The 23,937-nt window shown below is 55.5% G+C and carries 16 protein-coding genes; 3 read left to right on the forward strand and 13 right to left on the reverse strand.

Translation table 11 applies throughout. From position 1 onward, the window contains the following. Positions 1–79: 79 nt before the first annotated feature. Together KSY55_RS08455 and KSY55_RS08460 are read right to left on the reverse strand one after the other, a co-directional pair. On the reverse strand, positions 80–2,752 hold the full coding sequence (locus KSY55_RS08455) for an alpha-L-rhamnosidase (protein WP_217749697.1): 2,673 nt from the start codon (positions 2,750–2,752) through the stop codon (positions 80–82). A gap of 190 nt (positions 2,753–2,942) precedes the next feature. Continuing rightward, a complete protein-coding gene (locus KSY55_RS08460; RefSeq protein WP_034880881.1) occupies positions 2,943–4,241 on the reverse strand; it encodes an MFS transporter in 1,299 nt (432 codons plus the stop codon). Between the two features lie 334 nt (positions 4,242–4,575). On the opposite strand from KSY55_RS08460, the gene KSY55_RS08465 reads away from it, so the two are divergent. Then, a complete protein-coding gene (locus tag KSY55_RS08465; protein WP_065441227.1) occupies positions 4,576–5,622 on the forward strand; it encodes a LacI family DNA-binding transcriptional regulator in 1,047 nt (348 codons plus the stop codon). 352 nt (positions 5,623–5,974) lie between these two features. After that, complete coding sequence (locus KSY55_RS09160; RefSeq protein ID WP_223057891.1) at positions 5,975–6,169, forward strand: MerR family DNA-binding transcriptional regulator; 195 nt, start codon at positions 5,975–5,977, stop codon at positions 6,167–6,169. Positions 6,170–6,453: 284 nt separating this feature from the next. Here the strand turns inward: KSY55_RS09160 and KSY55_RS09165 are convergent, their stop codons facing one another. The 8 genes from KSY55_RS09165 to KSY55_RS08505 form a co-directional block, all read right to left on the reverse strand. After that, positions 6,454–6,807, reverse strand: a complete 354-nt coding sequence (locus KSY55_RS09165) for a hypothetical protein (protein ID WP_117659290.1) — start codon at positions 6,805–6,807, stop codon at positions 6,454–6,456. 24 nt (positions 6,808–6,831) lie between these two features. Beyond that, positions 6,832–8,331: a DHA2 family efflux MFS transporter permease subunit gene (locus KSY55_RS08475; protein ID WP_217749696.1), complete on the reverse strand. Its 1,500-nt coding sequence runs from the start codon at positions 8,329–8,331 to the stop codon at positions 6,832–6,834. Positions 8,332–8,575: 244 nt separating this feature from the next. Further along, entirely contained in the window at positions 8,576–10,939 is a 2,364-nt protein-coding gene (locus KSY55_RS08480) for a glycoside hydrolase family 3 N-terminal domain-containing protein (RefSeq protein WP_217749695.1), read from the reverse strand. Between the two features lie 148 nt (positions 10,940–11,087). Beyond that, positions 11,088–11,723 carry a TetR/AcrR family transcriptional regulator gene (locus KSY55_RS08485; protein ID WP_065438122.1) on the reverse strand — a complete coding sequence of 212 codons (636 nt, stop codon included), beginning with the start codon at positions 11,721–11,723 and terminating at the stop codon, positions 11,088–11,090. A 47-nt stretch (positions 11,724–11,770) separates the two neighbouring features. Further along, positions 11,771–12,970 (reverse strand): glycoside hydrolase family 5 protein, encoded by a 1,200-nt coding sequence (locus KSY55_RS08490; protein WP_034880874.1) that lies wholly within the window; start codon positions 12,968–12,970, stop codon positions 11,771–11,773. Positions 12,971–13,192: 222 nt separating this feature from the next. Next, entirely contained in the window at positions 13,193–14,839 is a 1,647-nt protein-coding gene (locus KSY55_RS08495) for a glycoside hydrolase family 43 protein (protein WP_217749694.1), read from the reverse strand. 283 nt (positions 14,840–15,122) lie between these two features. Further along, a complete protein-coding gene (locus KSY55_RS08500) occupies positions 15,123–16,337 on the reverse strand; it encodes a glycoside hydrolase family 5 protein (RefSeq protein WP_065441229.1) in 1,215 nt (404 codons plus the stop codon). A 495-nt stretch (positions 16,338–16,832) separates the two neighbouring features. Beyond that, positions 16,833–18,158: an MFS transporter gene (locus tag KSY55_RS08505; protein WP_065447148.1), complete on the reverse strand. Its 1,326-nt coding sequence runs from the start codon at positions 18,156–18,158 to the stop codon at positions 16,833–16,835. Between the two features lie 351 nt (positions 18,159–18,509). Here KSY55_RS08505 and KSY55_RS08510 point away from each other — a divergent pair, with 351 nt between their 5' ends. After that, on the forward strand, positions 18,510–19,136 hold the full coding sequence (locus KSY55_RS08510; RefSeq protein WP_117659300.1) for a TetR/AcrR family transcriptional regulator: 627 nt from the start codon (positions 18,510–18,512) through the stop codon (positions 19,134–19,136). Between the two features lie 20 nt (positions 19,137–19,156). On the opposite strand, the gene KSY55_RS08515 is transcribed toward KSY55_RS08510, so the two are convergent. The 3 genes from KSY55_RS08515 to KSY55_RS08525 form a co-directional block, all read right to left on the reverse strand. Beyond that, the gene (locus KSY55_RS08515; protein WP_080789481.1) at positions 19,157–21,283 is read right to left on the reverse strand and encodes a beta-galactosidase; all 2,127 of its coding nucleotides are present in this window, start codon (positions 21,281–21,283) and stop codon (positions 19,157–19,159) included. A gap of 394 nt (positions 21,284–21,677) precedes the next feature. Beyond that, positions 21,678–22,307, reverse strand: coding sequence for a TetR/AcrR family transcriptional regulator (locus KSY55_RS08520; RefSeq protein ID WP_065435247.1), 630 nt, complete (start codon positions 22,305–22,307; stop codon positions 21,678–21,680). A 180-nt stretch (positions 22,308–22,487) separates the two neighbouring features. Next, positions 22,488–23,759 carry a glutamate-cysteine ligase family protein gene (locus KSY55_RS08525; RefSeq protein ID WP_217749693.1) on the reverse strand — a complete coding sequence of 424 codons (1,272 nt, stop codon included), beginning with the start codon at positions 23,757–23,759 and terminating at the stop codon, positions 22,488–22,490. Positions 23,760–23,937 lie beyond the last annotated feature (178 nt).

The raw sequence follows: 23,937 nt of genomic DNA on the forward strand, positions 1-23,937 counted from the left end.
GTCCTGCCGACGCCGACTTTTATTCGGCTTCAGCTTCGGCAGGACTTTCGTTCATACGATTTCACACGATTCCGTACGATTACAGCGCCATCTGCAGATGATGCGTTCCCGCAACAAGATCGACGCACTCATGGTCGACGATATCCACGAATGCCGTGGTTCCGGCAGGTACCGCAACCGTCAGATCAAGCACATTGGCGTTGACTTCCCATTGCACTTCCGCCTTGCCATATGGGGTGATGTGAGAGGTTTCGGCATGGGTGAGATCTCCCCCGATCACCGGAGCGATACGGAACCGCTTCCAGCCGGGTTCAACGGCTTCAAGGCCGCCGATATGCGCATGCATCCATTCCGCCACCGATCCGAGCGCGTAATGGTTGAACGAGGTCATGCCGCCGGGGTTCAGCGAACCATCGGCCCGCATGGAATCCCAACGTTCCCACGTGGTGGTGGCCCCCATAACCACTTGGTAAAGCCAGCTTGGGCATTCGGTGGAGGTAAGCAGCGCGTAGGCCTCGTCGTTATGGCCGGTCATGGTCAACGCCGGAAGCACGAATGGCGTGCCGGCGAATCCGGTGCTTACCTTGCCGCCGGATTCGCGCACCAGGCAGGCGAGTCGATTGCCGGCCTTCACGCGGCGCACCGGTTCGCCGTCAAGCAGTCCGAAGGCGATGGCGAGCGCGTAGGCGCACTGGGTGTCGGATGTCATGGTGCCGTCAAGGTTGGTGAAACGCTGCAGGAATCCATCAATCACACGGTCACGCAGGGCGGCGAATCGAGTTTCATCATCGGTTTTGCCGAGAATATGCGCGATATGCGTGCCTTGCATGCAGCTGCGTGCGTAGAACGCGGTGGCGACCAGTTCCTTTTCGGTCATGGCCTGCGTAGGATCTTCCGGAGGCGCGGTCGGATCAAGCCAATCGCCAAGCTGCCCGAGCGGATAGTCCGGCTTGCGATCCCATACGCCATCGGGCGAAAGGTACCCTGCCACTTCATCGATCCAATCACGGATCAGATCGTAGGAATCGGCGAGCACCTGCACGTCCCCGCTTTCCATGTACAGCGTCCACGGCACTTCCACCGCCGAATCGCCCCACGTGGAGATGGCTTGTGGATGCGCCCATACGCCCAACGGCACGAACGGCACGTAGAACGGCACAGTGCCCCACTTGACCTGGTCGGCACGCACGTCTTTCAGCCAGCTTTTCAGGAACCCGTATACGTCATACAAATAAGCCGCGGTAGGCACGAACAGGCAGATGTCTCCCGTCCAACCCATGCGTTCGTCGCGTTGCGGGCAGTCGGTTGGAATGGACACGAAGTTGGAACGCATCGACCATACGGCGTTCTCGTGCAAACGGTTGAGCAGCGGATTCGATGTGGTCAGTTCGCCGGTGCGTTCCATCACGGAATGGTAGACGCGGCAATCCATGTCGGCTGCGGTCAGTTCTCCTGCGAAACCTTCGATCTGTGCATAGCGGAAGCCGTGCATCGCGAATCGTGGCTCCCACCAAGCGTCGGAACCGTTGGAAGTGTACACATCGCACTGCTGGCCTCTGCGCAAGGTTCGCGTGGCGATGGATCCGTCCGGTTCCAACACTTCCACATGACGTAACGTCACGCTTTGTTCTGCTTCAAGATCGCGCATGTGCAGGCGGATGCGCTGCGAACAGTTCTGTCCGAAGTCAACCAGCCATATGCCACGACCATCTTCCGTGTTGCCGATGCGTTCGACGCTGACCGGCTCATGCGATTCATGCGCGCGCACCGGCGATGTTTCAGGATTTTCAATACGTGCCGGGTCATACATGACTTCCGCGACCGGCTGCCAGGAGCTGTCGTCGAATCCTGGTTTCGACCATCCCGGCTGTTCCAGTCGAGCGTCATATCGTTCGCCTTCGCACAGATCCGAGCAGACGATCGGTCCGAGCGTCGCCTTCCATTGGCGGTCCCATGCGTTGGAATATATGTTCTGCATACTGCCGTCGGCATATTCGACCTCAAGTTGCGCGAATACGGCAATACGATCGCCATAGAAGTTGGAGTAACCGCCATCGAAGCCGAGGCGTCCGCGGTACCATCCGTCACCGAGCCAGAATCCCAATGCATTGGCACCGGACTGCAGTTCGTCGGTCACATCGTAGGTGAAGCATTCCACGCGCTGGTTGTAGTTGCTCCAGCCTGGTACGAGCGCGTCATTGCCGACTTTGACGCCGTTGATTTCGGCTTCCACAAGACCGAGTGCGCTTAGATATAGGCGTGCGCGTTTGGGTTGTTCCTTCAGTTCGACTTCGGTGCGCACTAATGGCAGGTGACGATGGTCAGTTTCGGATTCGCTCCACGATGGTCCGACGAAATCGGCGACATGCTCATGTTCTTCCAATAGTCCGACTTCGAAATGCAGGGTTGCGCTCGGTTTGCCCAATGGCTGGTGACTTGCCGAAACGGCCTGCATGGTGGCGAACACTTCTTCGCGTGAGGCGAGCGGCGCGAACTGCCATGGAATAAGCACGGAAGTGTCAGTGGGCAGGTAGGTGCGTTCTTCCACAGGTTGCCCGCCGGGAACACGTCGTGTCACTTTGAGCAGGATCTGCGCGTCGATTGGCAGCATGCCGGAGCACACCCATGTCATGCGTGGGGCTGCGGTGGCGATGCCGAGCGCATCTCCCGGGTAGTGTTCCACGGTGAAGCTGATGATGTCAAGATCCGAAGCCAGCGTACTGGGCACAATCTGCGGATCAGTAATGGCCATGATGACCCCTTTGTCTACAAAAATAATAGATCACTTATTTGTGATGGTGGGAAGCCAAAGTCCGAGCCATGCCGCAAGGAGAGAGAAACGAACGGCGACGATGGCTGGGACTTTGGCTGGCAATCGCAAGGTATTGCATAACTGACTTGCGATTGGAGATATTGAGTTGTTATGTGATTGCTGTTGCTAATCAGGCTGCGATCTTGCGTGCCTGACGTTCTTCGTCGGTGCCGTACTTCTTCTGAGCACGGATCATGATGGTACCGGCGATGCCTTCGATGATTACGATGCCGAAGAAGCACCACATAGTGGTCTGAATGGTTTCAGGAAGCACCAGAGCCGGGGTGATGAGCGCGAACAGGCCACAGCACAGGCGGGAGAAGCCGTTGATGAAGCCCTGGATGGAGGCGCGAATCTCGATCGGGAAGGATTCCTGGGTCCACACCTTGTACAGTGCTTCGCCTGCCAGCGGGGATCCGAGGTTCATGAAGGCTGTCGCGCCGACGATGACCCATAGGTTTGCACCGCCCATGGCCATGGCGGCCATGGCGATCAGCGAGATCACGATGCCTGCGAAGAACGCCTTGTTACGATATTTGCCGCCTGCGATGGACGCGAACACGATGTTGAGCACGAGCGTCACGAAGTTGAGGATGATGCCCAAGCCGGTGGCCAGGGACTGGGCGGCTCCGGCCTTGGAGAACATGTAGGTCTGGAACTGGCCCCACGTGTTGGCCAGCAGGTTCCAGCCGACGTAGAAGATCACGATGGCAAGGAAGTAGGTGAGCAGCACCTTCTTGTCGGCGCCGAACAGCACCTTGGTCACGGAAACCTTGCCGTTGCCTACAACAGCCGGACGTGCGGCGTCACGAACGTCGGCAGCTTCATGGAAGCGGCGGAAGGTCGGAGAAAGCAGTCGCCACAGCCATGCGATCACAGCGAATACTGCGAGGATGGCGAACACCACACGACCACCGGTGGCACCCTGCATGGCGGAAACCAGGAACGCGCAAATGAAGGAGATGAACACACCCACCTGCCAGAACACCTGGGTGGTGGAGACGAGCTGTGCGGCGGTGGCCTCGTCTGGAGCATCATGGGAGACGATGGTCATGGAAACCGGCAGATCCGCGCCGGAAGCCAAACCTGCAATGATCAGGCCGATCAGCAGTACGGTGAAGTTCGGGGCGAACACGCAGATGGCGGCACCGATGGCGTAGAACAGGTTGATCCAGTTGAAAAACAGCACGCGGCCGATCTTGTCGGCCAAGCGGCCTCCGAACAGCGAGCCGAAGGCGATGGCGAAGGTCAGAATACCGGAAAGCAGGCCGACCTGCGTGGTATCGAGTCCAAGGCCTTCCTGCCAGACCACAATGGTTGCCGACAGACCGACGATGATGCCGGATCCCAGCATCGATCCGATGCCTGCGGCGAAGGCGAGCGGCATGTATTCGCCCAATCCTTTGCCCTTCTTGGTTGAAGTATTCATTGCTCTTTCCTTACTTTTTCATACTTGCATGCGTTTTTTCACACAAGTATGTCCTTCTTTTTTTCAAATGATTTTCACTGCGTTTTCAAATTGCCGAGGCATCTCCTTTGATCTGTCCAGCATTCAGAAAACACTGCGATTCCATTGTTTTATACACCAGAACATCCTGCCGTTCTCAGCAGCACCTCCAGTGATGTTGTAGTTGAAACACTACATTCGTTTTTGAAAATTTCAAAATCGTCGCGCGTTTTTCAATATACAATTTCAAAAGAGAGCGCGTAGACTATTGATACATCAAGGAATAACCGGTTTATGTACGAACAGGAGCAATCTCATGCCAGCATCAAAACGTGTGGGCGTTTCCGACATCGCCAAACATGCCGGCGTCTCCATCGGCACCGTATCCAACTATCTCAACTACCCCGAACGCGTATCGGACACCTTAAAAGAGAAAATCGGCGCAAGCATCAAAGAACTGGGCTACACCCCCCGCAGAAACACGCTTCTCCCCCAGCGAGAGAACGCCGGACCGCGCCTCATCGGCTATATCATGACCGATATCGAACATTCCCTGTTCACCTTCATCCATGAAGGAGCGCAGGAGGTCTGCGAAGAAAACGACCTGCAGCTTATCGCCTTGAACGCATCATCCGACGCGCAACGGCAAAACGAACTGGTGAAAACACTCATCGACATGAACGTGGCCGGAATTCTGCTCAGCACCATATCCGACTCCCCCGAAGACGTGGCCGCGGCACGAGCGGCCAACATTCCCATCATCCTGCTCGACCATACCAATCCCCGTCACGCCGATCAGGTGTGCTGCGTGCTTGAAAACAATATGGCGGCCGGGCAGATCGCAGCCGATGAACTCATTCGCATCGGATGCAGCCGCATCGCGTTCGCCGCACACTCATTCGACTATGAATCCGTACAAGATCGGCAGATGGGCGTCGAAAAAACCATTGCGCGCACGCATGGAAGCACGCAATTGGAACTCATCAATTCCAAAGGTCTGATGTTTGAAGACGGCTACCAGCTCGGCCTGGACATCATCGACACAATGAAGCGTAGCGGCCTGAACGCCATTCCAGACGGCATCATCACCGTCTCGGACGCGCTTGCCGCCGGCGTGCTGTCGGCATTCCATGACCATAACGGCCCACGGGTTCCAGAAGATGTTTGCGTCATCGGCATGGAGGGGGCACGGTTGGAGACCAAATGCCCCATGTCGCTGACCGTAGTGAACGCGCCCGCTATCGACATGGGGCGCAAGGCCATGGCGCAGATGCTCGACTACATCGACAATCCCGCCGCACACGTGCACAGCACCACGCTTATCGAGCCGACTCTAATCCGACGCGAATCCACACGCGCATAATCGCATGCGGAACACTGTTAGCACAGCCCAACTCGACGCAACACAACGGCAAGGTGGGTCTCCTTACCTGGCGAAACCCACCCTTACTACTATTCTGCAGCGTTTGAAAATTTCAAACCATCAGACTGCGGCACGGGACTTGTCTTGCAAGTCACCGAATACCGGTGTGGCCGAACCAAGCCAGTCGCGCTGTTCCTCATTGCCCATGGCATTACCTCCTACCGCCATTCATCGTCGAAGCGGCATATCATTCAGGCTCCGCATCCTCACGGAGCAACCTCACGGAATGATAGACTTTGCCCCGAGGGCAAGGTCAACACGAACAGTGAAGCCCACGACAAGGAAACAATACGTGGCCGGCGATGATGACGAGCTGCTGACGATTGGCGAAGTGGCCAAATTGGACGGCATCACCGCCAAGGCGTTGCGCTATTACGATGCGCATAACATCTTGAAACCAGCCGCAGTAGATCCGGCTACCGGCTACCGGCTACCGGCTACCGGCTACCGATACTACACCCCGATCAAATGCTTGACGTCGATGTGATGCGTATCTGCATCGCCGCCGGCGTGCCATTGGATTCGTTGGAGAAATTCCGTTTCGAAGACGGTTCGCTTGATTGGCGAGCGTTACTTGCCGCAGCGCAGTCGCAGGTGGATGAGCGCATTCAGCAATTACGACGATTGCAGACGTCAATCACCGATTATTCCGGGGAATTGGTACGCAAGGCCTTCTCCCCCGAAGATGGGTTGGTGCGTGCCGATTTGCTGCCGACTTGGCTGGTTGCACAACCTTGCCTCTACGGTAATGTTTGCGATATAAAACGATATTTACGCATAATGACGTCGTTGCGTACCTTGATTCGCGATGCGCAGGCACCGCATTTGCTGCGCAGAGGCATACTGTTGGATTTGGTGGAATGCAAGGCGTTCGCTTTTCAACAGTTCGCGCCAACGCAGCGCATGCTTGATATTTTCCATTCCGGCGATCGTTCGCAAGTAACCTACGATTACCACTTTCCCACTGGAACCGTTGTTATCAATCCTCCCGGAGGTCCTGCGGAAAGTCGCGTAATCGAGCGTGAATCGTTGGCGCAATGCTTTGAGGATGGCATGGCGTTGGCTGAATCGCTCGACGCTGAGGATTGGCCGCATGTCACCATGACTGAGATTTGGGGCAGTCATGCCCCAAATGGTTCGGCTTGCAGGCTACTCCTGAGCACGCTTCACCGAGAAGCGGAACATGAGCAACGCCAGAATCTCACCGCATACGGCCATGCCGAAGAACACCCACATGCTGGTGGAGAAGCCAGCCACATAAGCGTCAGCCTGCTGCATGCCGGCATTCACGTTGGCGGCCGAGAATTCGGAAATCAACGTGGATGCCACAGCCGTGCCGATGGCGCCTGCGAGCTGCTGCATGGTATTCATCACCGCGGAACCGTCGGCGTTCATGGAAGACGGCAACTGGTTCAACGCATGCGTCTGATCGGGCACCAGCACGAATCCGGAAGCGGCCATGAACAGCGCGTATGCCACGGCAATGGCTCCTTCGTGCGAGCCGCCAAGCATCATCGCCACATCCATCACCGCTACGCCAACAAAACCGCAGGCGATGAACTTCGGCGGGAAATGCTCTTTCAACGCGCCGCCGATCAGTGGAGCCGACACCGCGCCAATCACAGCGCCCGGCAGCAAAATCAAAGCGGCCGTCATCGACGTATGCCCCAATCCTCGCTGCAGCAGAATCGGCAGCAAGAAGTTCACACCAAGCACACCGCCGGAAGACATGAGCAGAATCACCATGCCGAGCGTGAATCCCGAATATGCAAACGTACGCACTTCCACCAACGGATGAGCCATACGCAACTGCAATACGGCGAACACCGCCAACACCACAATGGCACCGATAAGCACACTCCAGAATCGCCAATCGCCATTCCATTGCGCGAAGAAACTGGCCGCAACAATAATGCCGGCCAAGCCAACAGCCACCAACAGCAGTGATGGCACCGACAGATAGCCCTTCTCACCGTGACGGATGTCAGGCACGGTAGCCGCGCCAAGCACGAACGAAATCACCAGGAACGGAATCATGGCATAGAAAATCCAATGCCAGTTCAGGAATTCCATCACCAATCCGCCGAACACCGGCCCGATGGCCGGAGCCGCGCACGTCACCAAACTCACCAACCCAAGCATCATGCCGCGCTTGTGGAATGGAGCCTTGTCGAGAATGATGTTGGTCAGCAGCGGCAGGGAAACACCCGTGCCGAGCGCCATGATCAGTCGTGCGGCAAGCAGCATCGGAAAGTTCAATGCGAGCGCGCCGACGAGCGTTCCCACGGAAAACAGCGCGATGGCCATAACAAACAACGCTTTGGTCGGGAATTTGCGCACCATGAACGGTGACGTCGGAATGGCCACGGAAAGCAACAGCAGATACCCGGTGGTCAGCCATTGCACCACGTCGGCGGAAATCGCAAACTCTTCCATCAACGCCGAATATGCGATGTTCAGCGAAGTTTCCGACAGAATGCCGAGGAAGGTGAGAATGGCGAGCGTCACCACCACGATGGTGAGTTTGCCTTCGCTCATACACTTGTCGTTGATTGCGCCGCTTTGTACGCCGTTGGTGGCGGAAACCGTGCCGTTTTCGGCATGTTCGATGGGTATGTCTGATGGTGCGTCCCTCTTATCCGTAGACATTCTGCTCCTTCGATAGAAAGGTTGTGTAATAGTTTTTGCTTCGAAATTGTCGACGATATTCGCATGCCGGCGCGGCTACAGTTTGCGCCGGCACACACCACACATTACGTAAGGCAGAACATTATGTAAGGCAGAAATGTTACGTGAAATTGCATGAGCCGCCTACGATCAGCATTTCGTAGGCGGCTCATATCAGTCTGGCGTGTCGATTATCGAGTTCTGCGACACGGTTTATTTTGGTTGCTTATGCGACGGTGAAGGTGGTGCGCTTCAGGTCTTCGCGACGGCTGGAGTGACCGATAAGCACTTCGAATTCGCCCGGCTCAACGATTCGGTTAGCTTCAGAATCGACGATGGTGCAATCGGAAACCGGAATATCGAAGGCAACGGTCTCGCTTTCGCCCGGTTCGAGTTCCACACGCTGGAATGCTTTGAGTTCACGATCCGTCCAGCTGTAAGAGGTCACGATGTCGCCGATGTAGAGCTGCACTACTTCCGTGCCCTTGCGATCGCCCGTATTGGTGAGGGTGATTTCGGCATGCACGGTGTCGGTTTCGCCGAATGCGCCGGATTCCGGAACGTTGGTGACCGTCGGTTCGCCGTATTCGAACGTGGTGTAGCTCAGGCCTTCGCCGAATGCGAATGCCGGATCCTGTGTGAGGTCGGCGTAGCGGTTGCCGTGCTGGCCGCGAATCTGGTTGTAGTAGACCGGCAGCTGACCTGCATGGCGTGGGAAGGTGATCGGCAGTCGTCCGCTCGGCTCGGTTTCGCCGAGGATGATTTCGGCGATGGCCTGGCCGCCCTTCATGCCCGGGCTTGGAGCCCACAGCAGAGCCGAAGTGCCTTCGGCCGGTGTTTCGTCAACAATCACACCGTTGGTACCGATCACGGATGCCGGCAGCACCTGCGGCTTGGAGCTGACGAGCACCACCACGAACGGCTTGCCGGTTTCGCGAGCCACGTTCGACAGCGCGTCGATCAGTGCATTCTGGCCGCCGAGCAGTTCAAGCGTAGCGGTGGAGCAGCCTTCACCAATGGCTTGAATCACATCACCCACCACGGCCACGATCAGGTCGCTTTGGCGAGCGTTTTCCACGGCTTCATCGAGCAGTGCGCGGTCGAGCTTGGCGGAAACGCCGATCTTCGGGCGAGGCTGGCCATCCGGGTAGAACTCGCCTTCCGGATCAGGCACCAAATCCACGATATTGGCACCGCGGGAGTACACGACCTCGCAGCCTTCCGGAGAGAGCTGCTTGAAGCCATCAAGCACGGTGGTGATCATCTCGCGCGGGTGGCCGTCAGGCATCCAGTTGATCTGACCGGAGCTGCCCGCCCAGTCGCCCAGCTGAGTTTGCGCATCGTCGGCAAGCGGACCAACGACCGCGATACGCTTCGCGCCAGCCACATTGAACGGCAGCGAACCATTGTTCTTCAGCAATGCCACGGCTTCGCGAGCCACTTCGAGATTGAGCTGCTGGTGTTCTTCGGAGCCGATCACCGCATTGATGCGTTCCTGATCAGGCAGACGCGGATCTTCGAACAGTCCAAGACGGAACTTTAGTGCGAGAATACGAGCCACGGCGGCATCAATCAACGATTCGTCAAGCAGACCGGTCTTCACGGCTTCGATCGCACCCTCGTAGAACTTCGGGGTGGTCATCACCAAGTCGTTGCCGGACTTGACCGCGTCAGCGGCGGCCTGCACATAGTCCGGCTTAACCTTCTGCTCCCATACGGAACGTCCGACGTTGTCCCAGTCGGTGATAAGCGTGCCCTGATAGTCCCAAGCGCCACGCAATTTGTCGGAAAGCAGCCACTTGTTGAAGGTGACCGGCACGCCTTCGATGGATTCGTAGCCAAGCATGAAGGTGCCACAGCCTTCCTTGGCCACGCGTTCGAACGGCGGCAGGAACCAGGATTCCAGCTTGCGGTGGCTCAGATCGGCTTCGGAAGCGTCACGGCCTCCCTGGGTTTCGGAATAGCCCGCGAAATGCTTGGCGCATGCGAGAATCGCGTCTTTGGCAAGCGGCTCGCCCGCCTTGGCACCACCCTGATAGCCTTTGACGATGGACGATGCCATTTCGCCGATCAGGTACGGGTCCTCGCCAAAGGTTTCGCCCACGCGACCCCAACGGGTGTCTCGCGCGATGCACAGCACCGGAGAGAACGTCCAATGCACGCCGGTAGTCGACACTTCCTCGGCGGTGGCACGGCCCGCGGCCTGCACTTTTTCGGAATCCCACGTGGTCGCCATGCCCAATTGTTCCGGGAAAATGGTGGCTCCCGGCCAGAAGGAATAGCCATGAATGCAGTCGTCACCGATCACCAGCGGAATGCCGAGACGGGTTTTGGTGTTCACCGTTTCCACGGCTTTCGGCAGGTCGGACGGCGAGGTGTGCAGAATGGAACCAACATGCTTGTTGACGATTAGATCGTCCAAATCGCCGCTTCGCGCGTCAAGTTGCATCATCTGTCCGACTTTTTCCTCAAGGGTCATACGGCCAAGCAGATCGGCGATGCGTTCCTCAGTGGGAAGTTCCGGATTCTTATACGGCAGATTCGCAGTGTTTTCAATGGTTTCGGTCATGGGATTGCTCACTTTCCTCATTGAAGCGATTTCCTTTAATTACCAATTGGTAGTTTAACACGATGCAGGCACGCACGCAACTCGGCATGACCATACCAACACAGAAGGCGAGAAGCCCGTCAGACCCCTCGCCTTCTCACACGAATACATGCAATGCAATCTTAAATAATCAGCGATATGCATCCCATAATGGAGCGGGAAACAGCATGTTTTCCATCTGAGCCCACTCTTTGCACAAATCAACTTCAGGTTCGCGCAACCACCATAATTGCACGCCATCCATGATTTCCATGGCCTTACGCACCACCGGACGCATGCTCGACTTCCACGAACCCAATTGCGGAGGAATCAGCCAAGGATATCGCGAATAATGCTCCCAAATATCGTCCATACGGGCAGTGAATTCATCATGCAACGGATGATCAGGATTCAACGACTCCGCAGAAAGCACGGTAAACAACTGCACCATCATGCGACGACGCGAATTATGCCGCACCAAATAACGCAAATACGCAGGAAACAGCGGCGCAGTAGGATCACTGCCAGGCATACCTGATGCAAAGAAATCCTCAGGAGTGCCCGTTTCACCGTAATACTCGTTGAACACCATGGCCAGCATATTGTCTTTATTACCCACATACCGAAGCACACCCTGCTTGGAGATGCCAACACGATCAGCCACATCCTGAATGGAAATACCGTTGAACCCACGCTCGCTGATCAGCTGCACCGCGGCATCCAGCACTTCCTCACGCCGCTCCTGCGGTGATTTTCGGATACGTTTCGGAGTCTCTTCCTCTGCCATGATTCCGAGTCTAATGCACCTTGTGTCGATTGCCGTTGATTGACTGACTATGGCATGTCATCGTGAGAGGTATCCGCCCGAATCCATCCATGACGCCATACGCGAGTCAGATCCCACGCCTCAAGATTGCCGCCGTTGCGAGGATCCCGCGGCGGTTTCCCTTCGCCACTACCCGGTTTCGCGGAGCGCGCAAGCTGGTAGCTCCAATAGATCTGTCCCGCCGACACGTCCCATGCCGCGCGTTGCAATCGTGACACTTGGCGGTATGCAGCCGATCGGTTTTGGCTGTGTAGGGCCCACTGATTCTCCACGCACCACTCGCCCACCAGCACGGGAATACGACGAGCCGCCGAACGAATGGCGATACCACTCGCGCCCACCAGCATCCGGTACAGCCATGGCAGTCGCCGCGATCGCAGGTACAGCCGGCGTGCCGGTCCCGAAAACAGCGGATCCTCCATCGCGATGAGATACTGATGGGTGTCGAGCATGACGTTGCGCATGCCAGCACGACGAAACCAACCGCCCCAGCGGAGTAGTCGGAAACCGTCATGGAATACGATCACGGTTTCCGGACGCAGCACGGCGCGCAACCGGGCGTAAGCGTCGCGGTAGAAGCGCTTCAGAAACCGCAGTGAGACATACGTGCTACCGGAAGCCTCATGAGAGTCTTTCGCCGTGTTCGACGTGCTATGGAACACCGACCAGCTCACTGGTTCGTTGAGTACTTCGATGCTGTGCAGGGCCGGTTCGTCGCGGTATCGGCGAGCCAATCGCTCCAGCACGTTCAGCGTGTACTCCACCAAGTCCGTATTCTGCGCCCATTTGCACACACCCGTCAGACCGCCGTTGTCGAAACCATTCTGCGATTCGGGAACGGTATGCAGGTCAATCATAATCTTCAATCCCGTCTCCCGCGCCCAACGGAACGCGCGGTCGAGGTACGTGATGCAGCCCGGATGCCCGGGCCAGTCGCCGAAGATGAAATACGGTATGGGAATGCGTACGAGGTTGATTCCGTGACCGACGATAATACGGAAATCCTCCAGGGTGATGTAGGTTTCGCGGTGCCGGCGCAGTTCCTCGGCGAGATTCCGTTCGGACCAGAGGGATACGTGCGTGCGGTGCATCCAGATTTCATCGTCTTCGGCGCTGCGGGTGAACGGTTTCGGATCCATCCATTTCTCCAGCACCAGCCAGTTGCCGAGGTTCACGCCGTCGATTCGCTCATCGATGCCTAGCACCATGCGTCTCACCGCCCTTACGCTCGGGGGTTGCCCGACTTTTCGTTTCCGTCCATCACAACCCATGGCAAAACCCATTCGGCCCAATGGGCCAAGGAACCGTGCGTCATTCGCAACATTCCTTGGTCCATTGTATGTGCCCCGCGAGCGGCCACACGGCCGCCCGGAATCGGATCACGACCGGATCAGGGTCGTTGAATGATCGTGGTGGCCGCCCGGGCGGGATCAGTCGACAGGCTTCGTTTCGTCCGCCTCATAATCGAAGAAATCAAAATCGGCGGTCTTCTCATGCAGCGAAGCATCAGTGACGGCAATACCGACCATAGTGCCGGTGAACTCACCGAACTTGCAGTATTCGTCAGAGAACGTGGTGGTATCGAAATCCGGACCGATCTTGGTCCAATTCTCGCCATCATAACCCCATTCGAACCAAGTGCGACGGCCCTCAATGTTCAAACGGAAGTAAATCGGCTTATCTTCCACGGCAACACGAGTGTCAAGCATTTCCGTCTTTTCGCCGTTTTCGAGACGCACGATCGAAATCGCGCTGCCGCCAAGCGTCTGCGAATAATACTTGCGCAGGAAAATGTTATTCATGTTGTCGTAGTAGATGGTCAAGCCAGCGCTGTGCTGGTAGACTTCCGGCTCGAACTCCATCTTGGTGGTCACCGTGGCATACACGCTCGTCAGCTTGCGAGTAAGCAGGCTCGTACGATTCAGCGAGGCAAGCGATTCTTCACCGCGAACACGCAGCCAGCCCGGGCGTTCCGTAGCATTCGCAAACGTGCTCGGCATCTGACGCGGCGAGTAATACCAGTTGCCCAATTCGCCGCCATCAAAGTCATCAAAGCTCGGAATCTCCGGCATCGGCACATCCGGCAGATTCGGTCCCTCAACCTCAATCTTCGCCAGATTGGAACCGTCAGCCATACGCAGCCAGCCATCAGGCGTCCACTGCATCTTCTGGATAGCGGTTTCACGGCCAAGCGTGCAACGCAATTCCGGCACAAACGGACGACTGGTCAAATGCACCAGATAGGTTTCGCCATTCGGCAGGTCAACATACGAGCCATGCCCGGACTTTTGCAGCACGGAATCCGGGTTGAAATAGCGCGGCTTCAGATGATCGTCATCGGCACGCTCGTTCGACTCCTTCGGCTGTGACGTAACCAGCGGGCCATTCGGATCCGGCTCGTACGGACCCCACACATTGCGGGAACGCCCCATGGTCACGGAATGGTTGTAGCCAGTACCGCCCTCAGCGCACATAATGTAATACCAGCCGTCACGCTTGGTCAGATGCGGAGCCTCAATGCAGCCACGATCAGTAGCACCACGCCAAATACGCTTCGGATAGCCGACCACATGTTTGGTTTCCGGATCATATTCCACGCAGCAGATCACACCCGGCTTCTCGTAGCCTTCGCGGGTCTCCCACTCCAAGCTGACGATGTACTTCTTGCCATCATCGTCATGCAGAATGGACGCATCGAAACCGGAGGAAGTCAAATACACCGGCTCGCTCCACGGGCCTTCAATATTCTTCGACTTAATAAGATAATTATTCACGTCGAAATAGCGTGCATTCATGGAATTCATAACACCATAAATCACGTAGAACATGTCCTCTTCCTCACAATACGTGAGGCAAGGAGCCCAAATGCCCTTAGCGCTCGGCAGCTTGGTAAGGTTCGGATTCGTATCATCGGTAAGCACATGGGTGAGCAATTCCCAATGCTTCATGTCCTTCGAATGGTAGATCGGAATGCCTGGGAACCATTCGAATGTGGAAACGGCAACATAATAGTCGTCACCTTTACGGCAAATGGCCGGATCAGGATTGAAGCCTTTAAAAATAGGATTCTGCAGCATTATCTCTCCTTTGATTTCTGCTTTTCTTTTTTCGTTTTTTACTTATTGCGATTTTGCTTTAGTTATTGCGGCGCCCGCCGCTTACTGCAGTGTTATTTGGTTACTGCAGTGTCCGCCGGAGGCTGCGATGCTCTATTGCTGACACGCTCCAAGGCCGCTCTGGCCAGTCTTTACGGTCTTCAACAGAGCATCGCAGACTCCGGCTCGTAACGCTTTTGCGTTACGTTGCGTTGCACTTACGTTGTGTTACGCAAGTTGATGTTTTTAGTGAGTTTTTCCTTTTTTAAAGGATGGGAGGGAGGGGGAACCAGGATTGGGCTATGCAGCGGCCTAGGTCCCAAGAGTCCCAGCCGATCCAGCCAGGGGTGTTGACCGTGTCGGTGAGCAGCTTGTAGTTCCAGTAGTAGAAGCCGCTGCCGTTGCTCCATGCTTCAAGCTGCGACTTGGCAACGCCTTGGTAGAGCGCACGCTTTTCTTCGGCACTGAGCGTTTCCGCCTGCGCACCTTCCTCGCCGTTGAGCACGCTCTGGCCGCCGTGGGTGTCCACACCACAGCCGACCGAGTTGAACAGGCACCACTCGCCCACAATCACTGGGAAGTATTCGCTCATTTCGGCGACCATCGGAGCGTACGTGTTGCGCACGAAATCGTCGTAGCCTTCCACGGTCTGCGGGCAACCCATCATTTCCGCGGCCATCAAGTACTGGTGGGTGTCGAGGATCACGTTTTCGAACTCTGACGCAAGCTTGCCATCTGCGCCACGCATGAAGTCCTTCCACTGTTCGATATCGAATCCATCATGGAATACCACAGCCTTATCAATCGGCAAAGCACCCTTGTCGACGTCGCGCAGGCGACGATATGCGGTGATGTAGAAGTTCTTGAGCCAGTCGAATTCAATCGGACCGGTGCCTTCCGCAAGTTCGGCATCGACGGCCTTGTATCGTTCGGTCACGTTCATCATCGGCCAGGACGTGGTGGTGTTCGGCTCGTTGATGATTTCAATGCCCATCAGCGCTTCCCTATTGCCATAACGCTTGGCAAGACGCTCGAGCACACTAAGCACGAATTCAACCTCTTCCGGCAGTTGTGCCCACTTGCACACGCCGGAGATGCCGCCATTGTCGAAACCGTTCTGGCTCATCGGAGCGGTATGCAAATCAATAAGAATCGTCAAACCGTATTTTTCAGCCCAGTTGAAAGCCTTATCAAGTTCATCAATACACCCAATGAACGGTGCTCGATCGCCGAAGATGAAATACGGTACCGGAATTCGTACGGAATTCAATCCCCATGATTTGATGGTGGCGAAGTCGCGTTCGTTGATGTATTCGGCGCGATGCGTTTTGATGCGTGCCTCATAGACGGCCGGGTCGAGCTGCGTCGGCAGGTAATATTCGTCGTCGGCGGTAGTGCCATCGAACAATGCCGGGTTCATCCACTTTTCCAGAACCAGCCAGTTACCCAGGTTCACGCCCTTGATGTAATTGAGACCCATATGCACTCCTTCGTACGTTTTCACCATAGTTTCTATTACTTAGTAACTACTTAGTTAAATGATAATACATTTTTCTTCTCTGCGCAACTTGTAACGAAAAAGCGTTTGCCCACGGCGACCAGTAACCAATCACCACAGACAAACGCCCTGCAACACAACACCGGCTTGCGAAGGTGGCAGGAAGAGAAGGGAAAATCCACCACCCGGCATTCAACAAACCGTTGCCACAGCCAAGCTGACGCGTTACGCACACATCCGCGTCAGCCAGGCAACTCCCCGTCAGTCCAACACGAATGCGTTAAACAAAAACGGAGCAAGCGTCACCTTGATACCACGATCGACATTGCAAGGATCAGCAAATTCAAAACCCTCGGCATCGTCACAAATCCTTCGGATTCATCAATTTGCAATTGTTCGCTTCCTTACGGAAAACCCCGGACCCGATCGAGAAGGGGAAAACGACGGATCCGGGGCAATCATTCAAGGAAGGATTACTTACTTGACCTTCTTGATGGCCATGATGAAGAAGCAGCCGATGATGGCCAGGGCGATGGCGGTCGGGAAGGCGAAGTTGTAGCCGAGGGACACCACGATGGTGGACATGACGACCGGGCCGCACATCTGGCCAAGGGTGGTGCCCATGTTCAGAATGCCCAGATCCTTGCCAGCTTCTTCCTTGTTCGGCAGCACGTCGACGAGCAGAGCCTGGTCGACTGCGTAGTAGACGGCGTAGCCGAGGCCAGCGATGCCCGCGAACAGGTACATGCCCAAGGTGGACGGAATCAGCCACGGCATGGCGATGCCGATAGCGAAGAGCACGGAAGCTACGACAACCGGGACCTTACGGCGGCCGATGAGATCAGAAACCGGTCCAGAGATAAAGGAGCCGACCAGAGACATGACCATCATGATCATGGAGACGACGGACACGGTGACGGCTGATTCCTTAACGGACTGGCCGATGTAGTTCTGGATGATGTAGAGCTGGTAGACGTTGATCATCTGGTAGCTCATGAGCATGCAGAAACGGCCGGCGAAAGCCTTGTAGAAGTCGTGGGCGCCAGCGAACTTCGGCGGGCGGAAGGATACGAGGATGTCCTTGAAAGAGCCCTCTTCCTTCGGCAGGAAGTCAGCGGAACGTTCCTTGGGCAGAATGATCACCGCAACGATACCGCCGAGGAACATGAGCACGCCTGCAACAGCAAAGCCGACAGTCAGGTTCTCGATGAAGAATGCACCGATCATGGTACCAATCGGGGCGCCGATCGTGGAGCCTGCACCATAGAAGGCTGACATAGTGCCACGGATGCCGGACGGCACGCGGTCAGACAGCACGGCGACCAGCGGGGCAATCATGCAGTTGAGGCCGAACATGCAGGCGCAGTAGAAGATGGTGAGCAGCACCGCGTTATGCGTGGTGCCGGTCAGGAACAGGGTGACGCCACCGAGCACCGCACCGAAAACGATCCACGGAGTACGACGACCGAACCTGGAGCGGGAACGATCGGAGAAGTTGCCGAACATCAGGTTAGAAACCAGGGACGCCACTGCGGTGAACGCATTGACGATACCGACGAGGGCGTCCGGATCGGCGCCTTCGATGGTCTTGTAGTGCATCGGCAGCAGCACGGCGGAGACGATGCCGAGGCCTGACATCCACAGGATGCCGAACACCAGGAAGCCAGCGCCGAAGCGGATGGTGTTGACCTTGCTCAGCGGCTTGCCGGTTTCAGGAGACAGCGACGGATCCTTGTCCGCGGCTGCGATGTTGGCGTTGTACGCCACCAAACGCTCCTCTTTGCTTGCGATTGCTTCACTCATGAAACTCTCTCCTTCGATTCATGTTTCAGTAGTGTTTTTGTTGTGTGACACGGACTGCCCCGCCCAGTCAATTAACTACCAATCAGTAATTAACGTATTTGTTACCGTAAATCATTTCTGCCAAAAGCGCAAGTCAATCGTGTTCGATTTGTTGATTTTGCGAATCCGACACCATGATTCCATGTTTAGTTTTACTCTTAAGCAGAATCTCGGTTTTTATTACCTAGTAACTGCTTAGTTAAAGCGTATTACAATCTCTTTTATCTGTCACTTCTCAGCGTGTTCCAACGTTTCTGCCACACTTCCTCTCCTCCGTACTGTAACTTAGTAAGTACAAGAAAAGGAGAGAGCATGCGCCGCCGAATCGAAGATAAACGCAGGAAACGAATGAGCGCCGAAGATCGCAGAAAAGCGATACTCGAAACCACCGTTTCATTCATCTCCCAATTCGGCTTCTGGGGATTCACCATTCGCGACGTGGCACAAGCTCAGAACATCACCGAAGCAGGCCTCCTTTACTACTTCAAATCCAAAGAACAACTCCTTGAAGAAACCCTCAAATACGCCGACCGCACCAACCAAATCGCCATTGCAGAGCATCTTGGCGTTGAAGGCGTGACCGGCGAAGTTTTGCAAGACGGCATCGCATACCATTGCGCTCTCGGACTCAAGGCCATCTCCACAGGAACCGTGGAAACCAACGCAGACCGACCCGAAATGGTTCGTCTCTACACCCTGCTCGAAAGCGAGGCCCTAAGCAAAGACCATCCGGTGCACAAGTATTTCGAACAGCGTGAAATCAATCTGCTGAAGGAATACACGTTCGCAGCCAAACGAGATGGCGTCGCCGATCCGGAACGCACCGCACTGCAAGTGCTATCCGCCATGGAAGGCTTGCAATTGCGGTGGCTCAACGGATCTCACGATATCGATTTCGTTGGGGAATGGAAGGCCCTGATCGACCTTCTCATTCCCTAAACGTTCTCTTTGCGGCGATTTCAGCCTGCGATCACCACAACATTCCAGCGGCCGATTGCCAATGGATCACCCTCCTTGACGGCTGTACCCTTCTTCAGTACGACTTCAGCAGTTGCAGCCTCATCAATATTGCCGTCGGTGGCGATGACGACCGGAGCGACCACCACTTCACCTGCAACCGGGCTTGCAACGGTAACTTCGTCGGCGGAATAATTGAGCAGATACGTCACGTTCTCGCCGAGGGCATTCACACCCTGACGAACCGAGATCTGGCCCGCGAGCGCGGTTCCGGCAACGGCAACACCAGCATGTTCCACAGCCTCGCGCATAACCGCACGAATGGAATCGGCGTCAAGCAGCGTAGCAATCCACTCGGCATCGCCCTTGCCGAATGCGTGACGGGTGACTGCGGCGTAATCCTTCCAAGCATAGTGGCCGTAGGATGCGAGCACCTCAGTATCAGCGTCGGCGTTCAACAGTTCGATCAGCGACTGAGCATCGGTGGACGCGGTTTCGGCGAGCGCACCTGCGAATTCCACGGAAACGTGGCCATTCGGGCGGGTGAACTGGCTGTAAGTCATGCCGAACACGTCGGTGAGATTGTGCGGAGCGCGGTCGGCCCAAACGGTCACTTCGTCATCGGATACGAAAGAACGCATGGTGGAAACCAAGTGGCCGCCATTTTCAACGAACGTACGCAAGCGATCCGTAGTTTCCTGAGACGTGCAGTAGAGCGCCGGAGTCACGATCATCTCATACTTGGCGAGACGTTCGGCCGGAGCATCGGACGGCACGAAATCGCATTCGACGTTGAGCTCGAACAGCGCGTCGTACACGTTGCGCACCACGTCGTTGTACTTGAGGTTGCCGCCGAACGGGAAGCCCGCTTCGATGAGGAACCAGTCGAGCGCGGTGAGCGACTCGTTGCTGACCATGATGGCCACCTTGTTCTGCTTCTTCAGGTGAACGAGGCGCTCCCCCACTTCCGGCTTGCCGATTTCGTGTCCGAACACGCCTGCCTCGCGGTAGGTCGGGTTCGGTTCGAGGTCGTGGCTCAGCAGACCCTTCCAGTAGGTTTCGAACGAATTGTGGATGGAATGCCAGTGCCAGTATTCCACCATGTCAGCGCCGGAGGCCAAGTGCGAGTAAGCCTGCAGACGAAGCTGTCCCGGGAACGGAACCCAGCCATGCTGACCCTGCGCTTCGGTTTCGAGCACGAGGAAGTTCTTGCCGTCCTTGGTGGAACGGGTCATATCGCCGCCGAATGCGATTTCCTTACCGGTCAGATCGTCTTCGGTCGGATGGTAGATGTCGACGCCGGTGATGTCCACTGCGGTCGCGGCCTTGAAGTGGTCGACGGCCGGCTGCACGCCGAAGGAATAGCCACGCCATTCGAAATCGAAATTGTGGGTGATGAACTGGTCGTCATGAGCGTATTCGCGCACAATATCGGACTGCCACTGCAGGAAGGCACGCACCTGATCGCGACGGAACTTGTCGAATTCGCCGCCGAGGGACTCGTTAATCGTAGCGGTCACATCCGGGAAGTCCTCCCAGGAATTGATGCGGTTCGACCAGTAGTCAAGACCGAAGCGATGGTTCAGCTCGTTCAGATCGCCATCGAACTTCTCATACAGATACTTGATGAATAGGCGCTGCATGTCGTTGGACACGGAATCGTAGTACTTGGTTTCGTTATCGACCTGGTAGCCGATCACTGCCGGATGGTCGGCAACGTGGGAGATCAGCTTGCGGATCACGCGTTCACCGTAGAAACGGTAGGTGGCATTGACGATGTCCATGATCTGGCGTGCGCCATACTTGCCTTCACCGTTCGGGGTGACCGCGAGCACGCTCGGGTCAAGCTTGACGAGCCAGCTCGGCACTGCGTAGGTCGGTGTGCCTACGATGACGTCGATGCCCGCGCGCTGTGCTGCGTCGAGTGCGCGGTCAACGTAAGTGAAGTCGAATACGCCCGGCTGCGGTTCGCAGGTGCTCCACGTGGATTCGGCGATGCGAATGACGTTCAGCCCCGCTTCCTTCATCATCCTCATGTCTTCATCGACGCGGTCGATGCCTTTCATCATGAGGTACTCGTCGTAATATGCGGCACCGAAAAGAATGTGATCTGCCTCGTAACGACTCACGGATCCTCCATCGTCTTCATTGACTTGTTACTAGTTATTACTGTTTCTACGTCTAAGGCTGTTCTTTTGCGGTATCCCCGAGTTTTTCTCAAGTATCCGTATCTAACAACCATTAGATATAAAAAATATAAACCTTCCCGATTCAGCTGTCAAGAACTGCAAAATTTCAGGCGTGTCTTACCTAACAACCATTAGATACAGCGTTTTCCCCTTGACCAAAACCAACCAATCACCGCAATCCACACAAAAAGCTATCCCAGCGAGCAAATCTTTCCAGCCACTGGAGCAAGCTTCCCGCAAACACACCTCCAAAAGTCCCGATTCTTCCAGCTAGTGGAGGAATTGAGACACAAAAGGCCATAGAAACACAGCTCGCAAGAAAACTGCACACGGCTTAGCGGTAGCTGTCCCAGACAGGTGAGGGGAAGATCATCTTTTCGAAGGCAAGCCATTCATCGTAGAAATCGATGGGAGGCTTACGCATCCAACGCAGTTGAATGCCGTCCATCGCTTCCAAGCTTTGACGCACCATCGCACGCATATTCTCCCAACCGCCGATTTCAGGCGGCAATTTCCATGTGTACTGGGAATAGTGTTCCCACACGTATTTCGGTCGATTCTCGAAATAGTCGTGCAACGGATGATCCTCACTGAACGACTCAGTTTCTAACACCATGTATAGCTGCAACAAGCTGCGTCGGCTCGCATTGTAACGTACCAAAAAACGCAAGTACGCGGGAAACAGCATGCCTTCCGGATCACTGCCGGGTAGTCCCGACGCAGCGAAATCAGCCGGAGTGCCCTCCTGATCGTAATTGTCGGTGACCAGCAGCGACAGCAACCGTTCCTTGTTGCCGATGTAATGCAGCAATCCAGGCTGGCTCATGCCAATCGCATCAGCAATATCTTTCAACGATGTACCGTAATACCCCTTTTCCCCGATAAGACGGCTCGCCGCAGCGACGATTTCCCGCTTACGCTCCTCAGGTGTTTTACGAACACGTTTCTTCCCCTCATTAGCCATATGGACAGTGTACTATCTACTACCCATTAGACAGGCGGAAATCATATCAAACCACAACATTCCCACTCGCCACATAAAAACGGGCCGACCTTCAACAGACCAGCCCTGAATTACATTCAAAACCACTTCGAGATCACATTCAGTCAGCCTCGGCCAACCAAAAATATTCGAAAAACAGTTTTACTTCTGGAACACGTCAGGATGCTTCGGATCGCCAGGTTCGTCGGCAAGCACACCTTCGAGTCCTAAGAATTCCTGCCAGAATTCCAGCGAATTGCCATACGGAGCGGCCTGGTGGCCACGCGCCTGCAGGTTCGCCTTCGCCTCAAGCACGTCTTCCTCGCGAATGCCGTCGAAATACGATTCGAGACGCTCACGATTCGTCGGATCATAGAACAGCGATCCGATGATTTCCGTCAACCGTTCCGCACGCGCCACAGGCAGCGAATCCCAATGACGGAATTCAATGAAGTTCTTCAAACGCACATCGTTGAAATGTGTGGAAATCACATGATTGATTTCGTATGCGTTGAGTTCTCGATCAGGATACACGTCGTTCGCGTTCTCATAGAATGCAGGATGATGCAGATCAGTTCCGGGAGTTTCCAACGCTTCCGGAGTGTGCGTCAGATCAGCAAACATCATCGGCGTGCTCAGCACGTCAACCGCATAATCCTCCCAACCGAAGCGAGGATCAAACAGTCCCGGAATAACGTTCGTACGCTGGAAATCCAAATAATCCCACATGCGCTGGCGCAGCAGCGGATACGGATTCTCCCGCCCCTCGAAGTACGGGGTGTTACGGAAGAACCATGCAAGAATCGGACCGATCACCGTACCCAAACGCAACTTGGAAATCGCATCCTCTTCCGAAACATAGTCAATGCTGATCTGCGTCGAAGCGGAGCAGCGCATCATGCACGGACCAAACTGGCCGACACGACCCAAATACGCGGTCATCGCCTTGTAACGGTCTTTCGGATTGACGGGAATGTCGGCATAGCCGGACTTCGGCTGGTATCCGTAATTAACCAAGCGGAAGCCAAGCTCGTCAAGCACCGGATCGACTTCGCGGCGGAACGCTCCGTAAATCGTGCGCAGATCCTCCGGCTTATGCAGAATACCCAGCGAACATTCCAGCTGGCCACCCGGCTCAAGCGACACGGAAATACCTTCGCACCCAAGGCCAACAAGCCTGCCGTTCTCCCAGTATTCCTTGCTTTCGTCGTAATACGGGCGAATGCGGTTCAGCAACGCCTCGATGCCGTTCTCCTCGTAATAGTTCACGGCGGTATCATCGCTGTTATGCACCGGCAGATGCTCGATTTCCACGCCGAAACCGCCGGTTCCGCGCTCTTGGCAGCCTGATTCGAAGAATTTGACCAGACTTTCCACATGCTTCGGATTCGGCTCAGTAAGCAGGTGTGCGTAAGAAATTCGTGGTGCTGTCATGTTGGCAATCCTACCGAAACTCATTGATGAGCACGGCGCGATTGCTATACGAAAAACTGATAGCCAACTCTTGCGTATCCCGAATCGAGTACACATTTTCAATTACAACAGACATGCTCTGCAAGACCGACCAATAATAATTAACAGCTGTCAATAAAGTCAGAAGCAATTACCACTA

The sequence above is a fragment of the Bifidobacterium sp. MSK.13.1 genome, assembly GCF_019131435.1.
Classification (GTDB): Bacteria; Actinomycetota; Actinomycetes; order Actinomycetales; family Bifidobacteriaceae; genus Bifidobacterium; species Bifidobacterium pseudocatenulatum.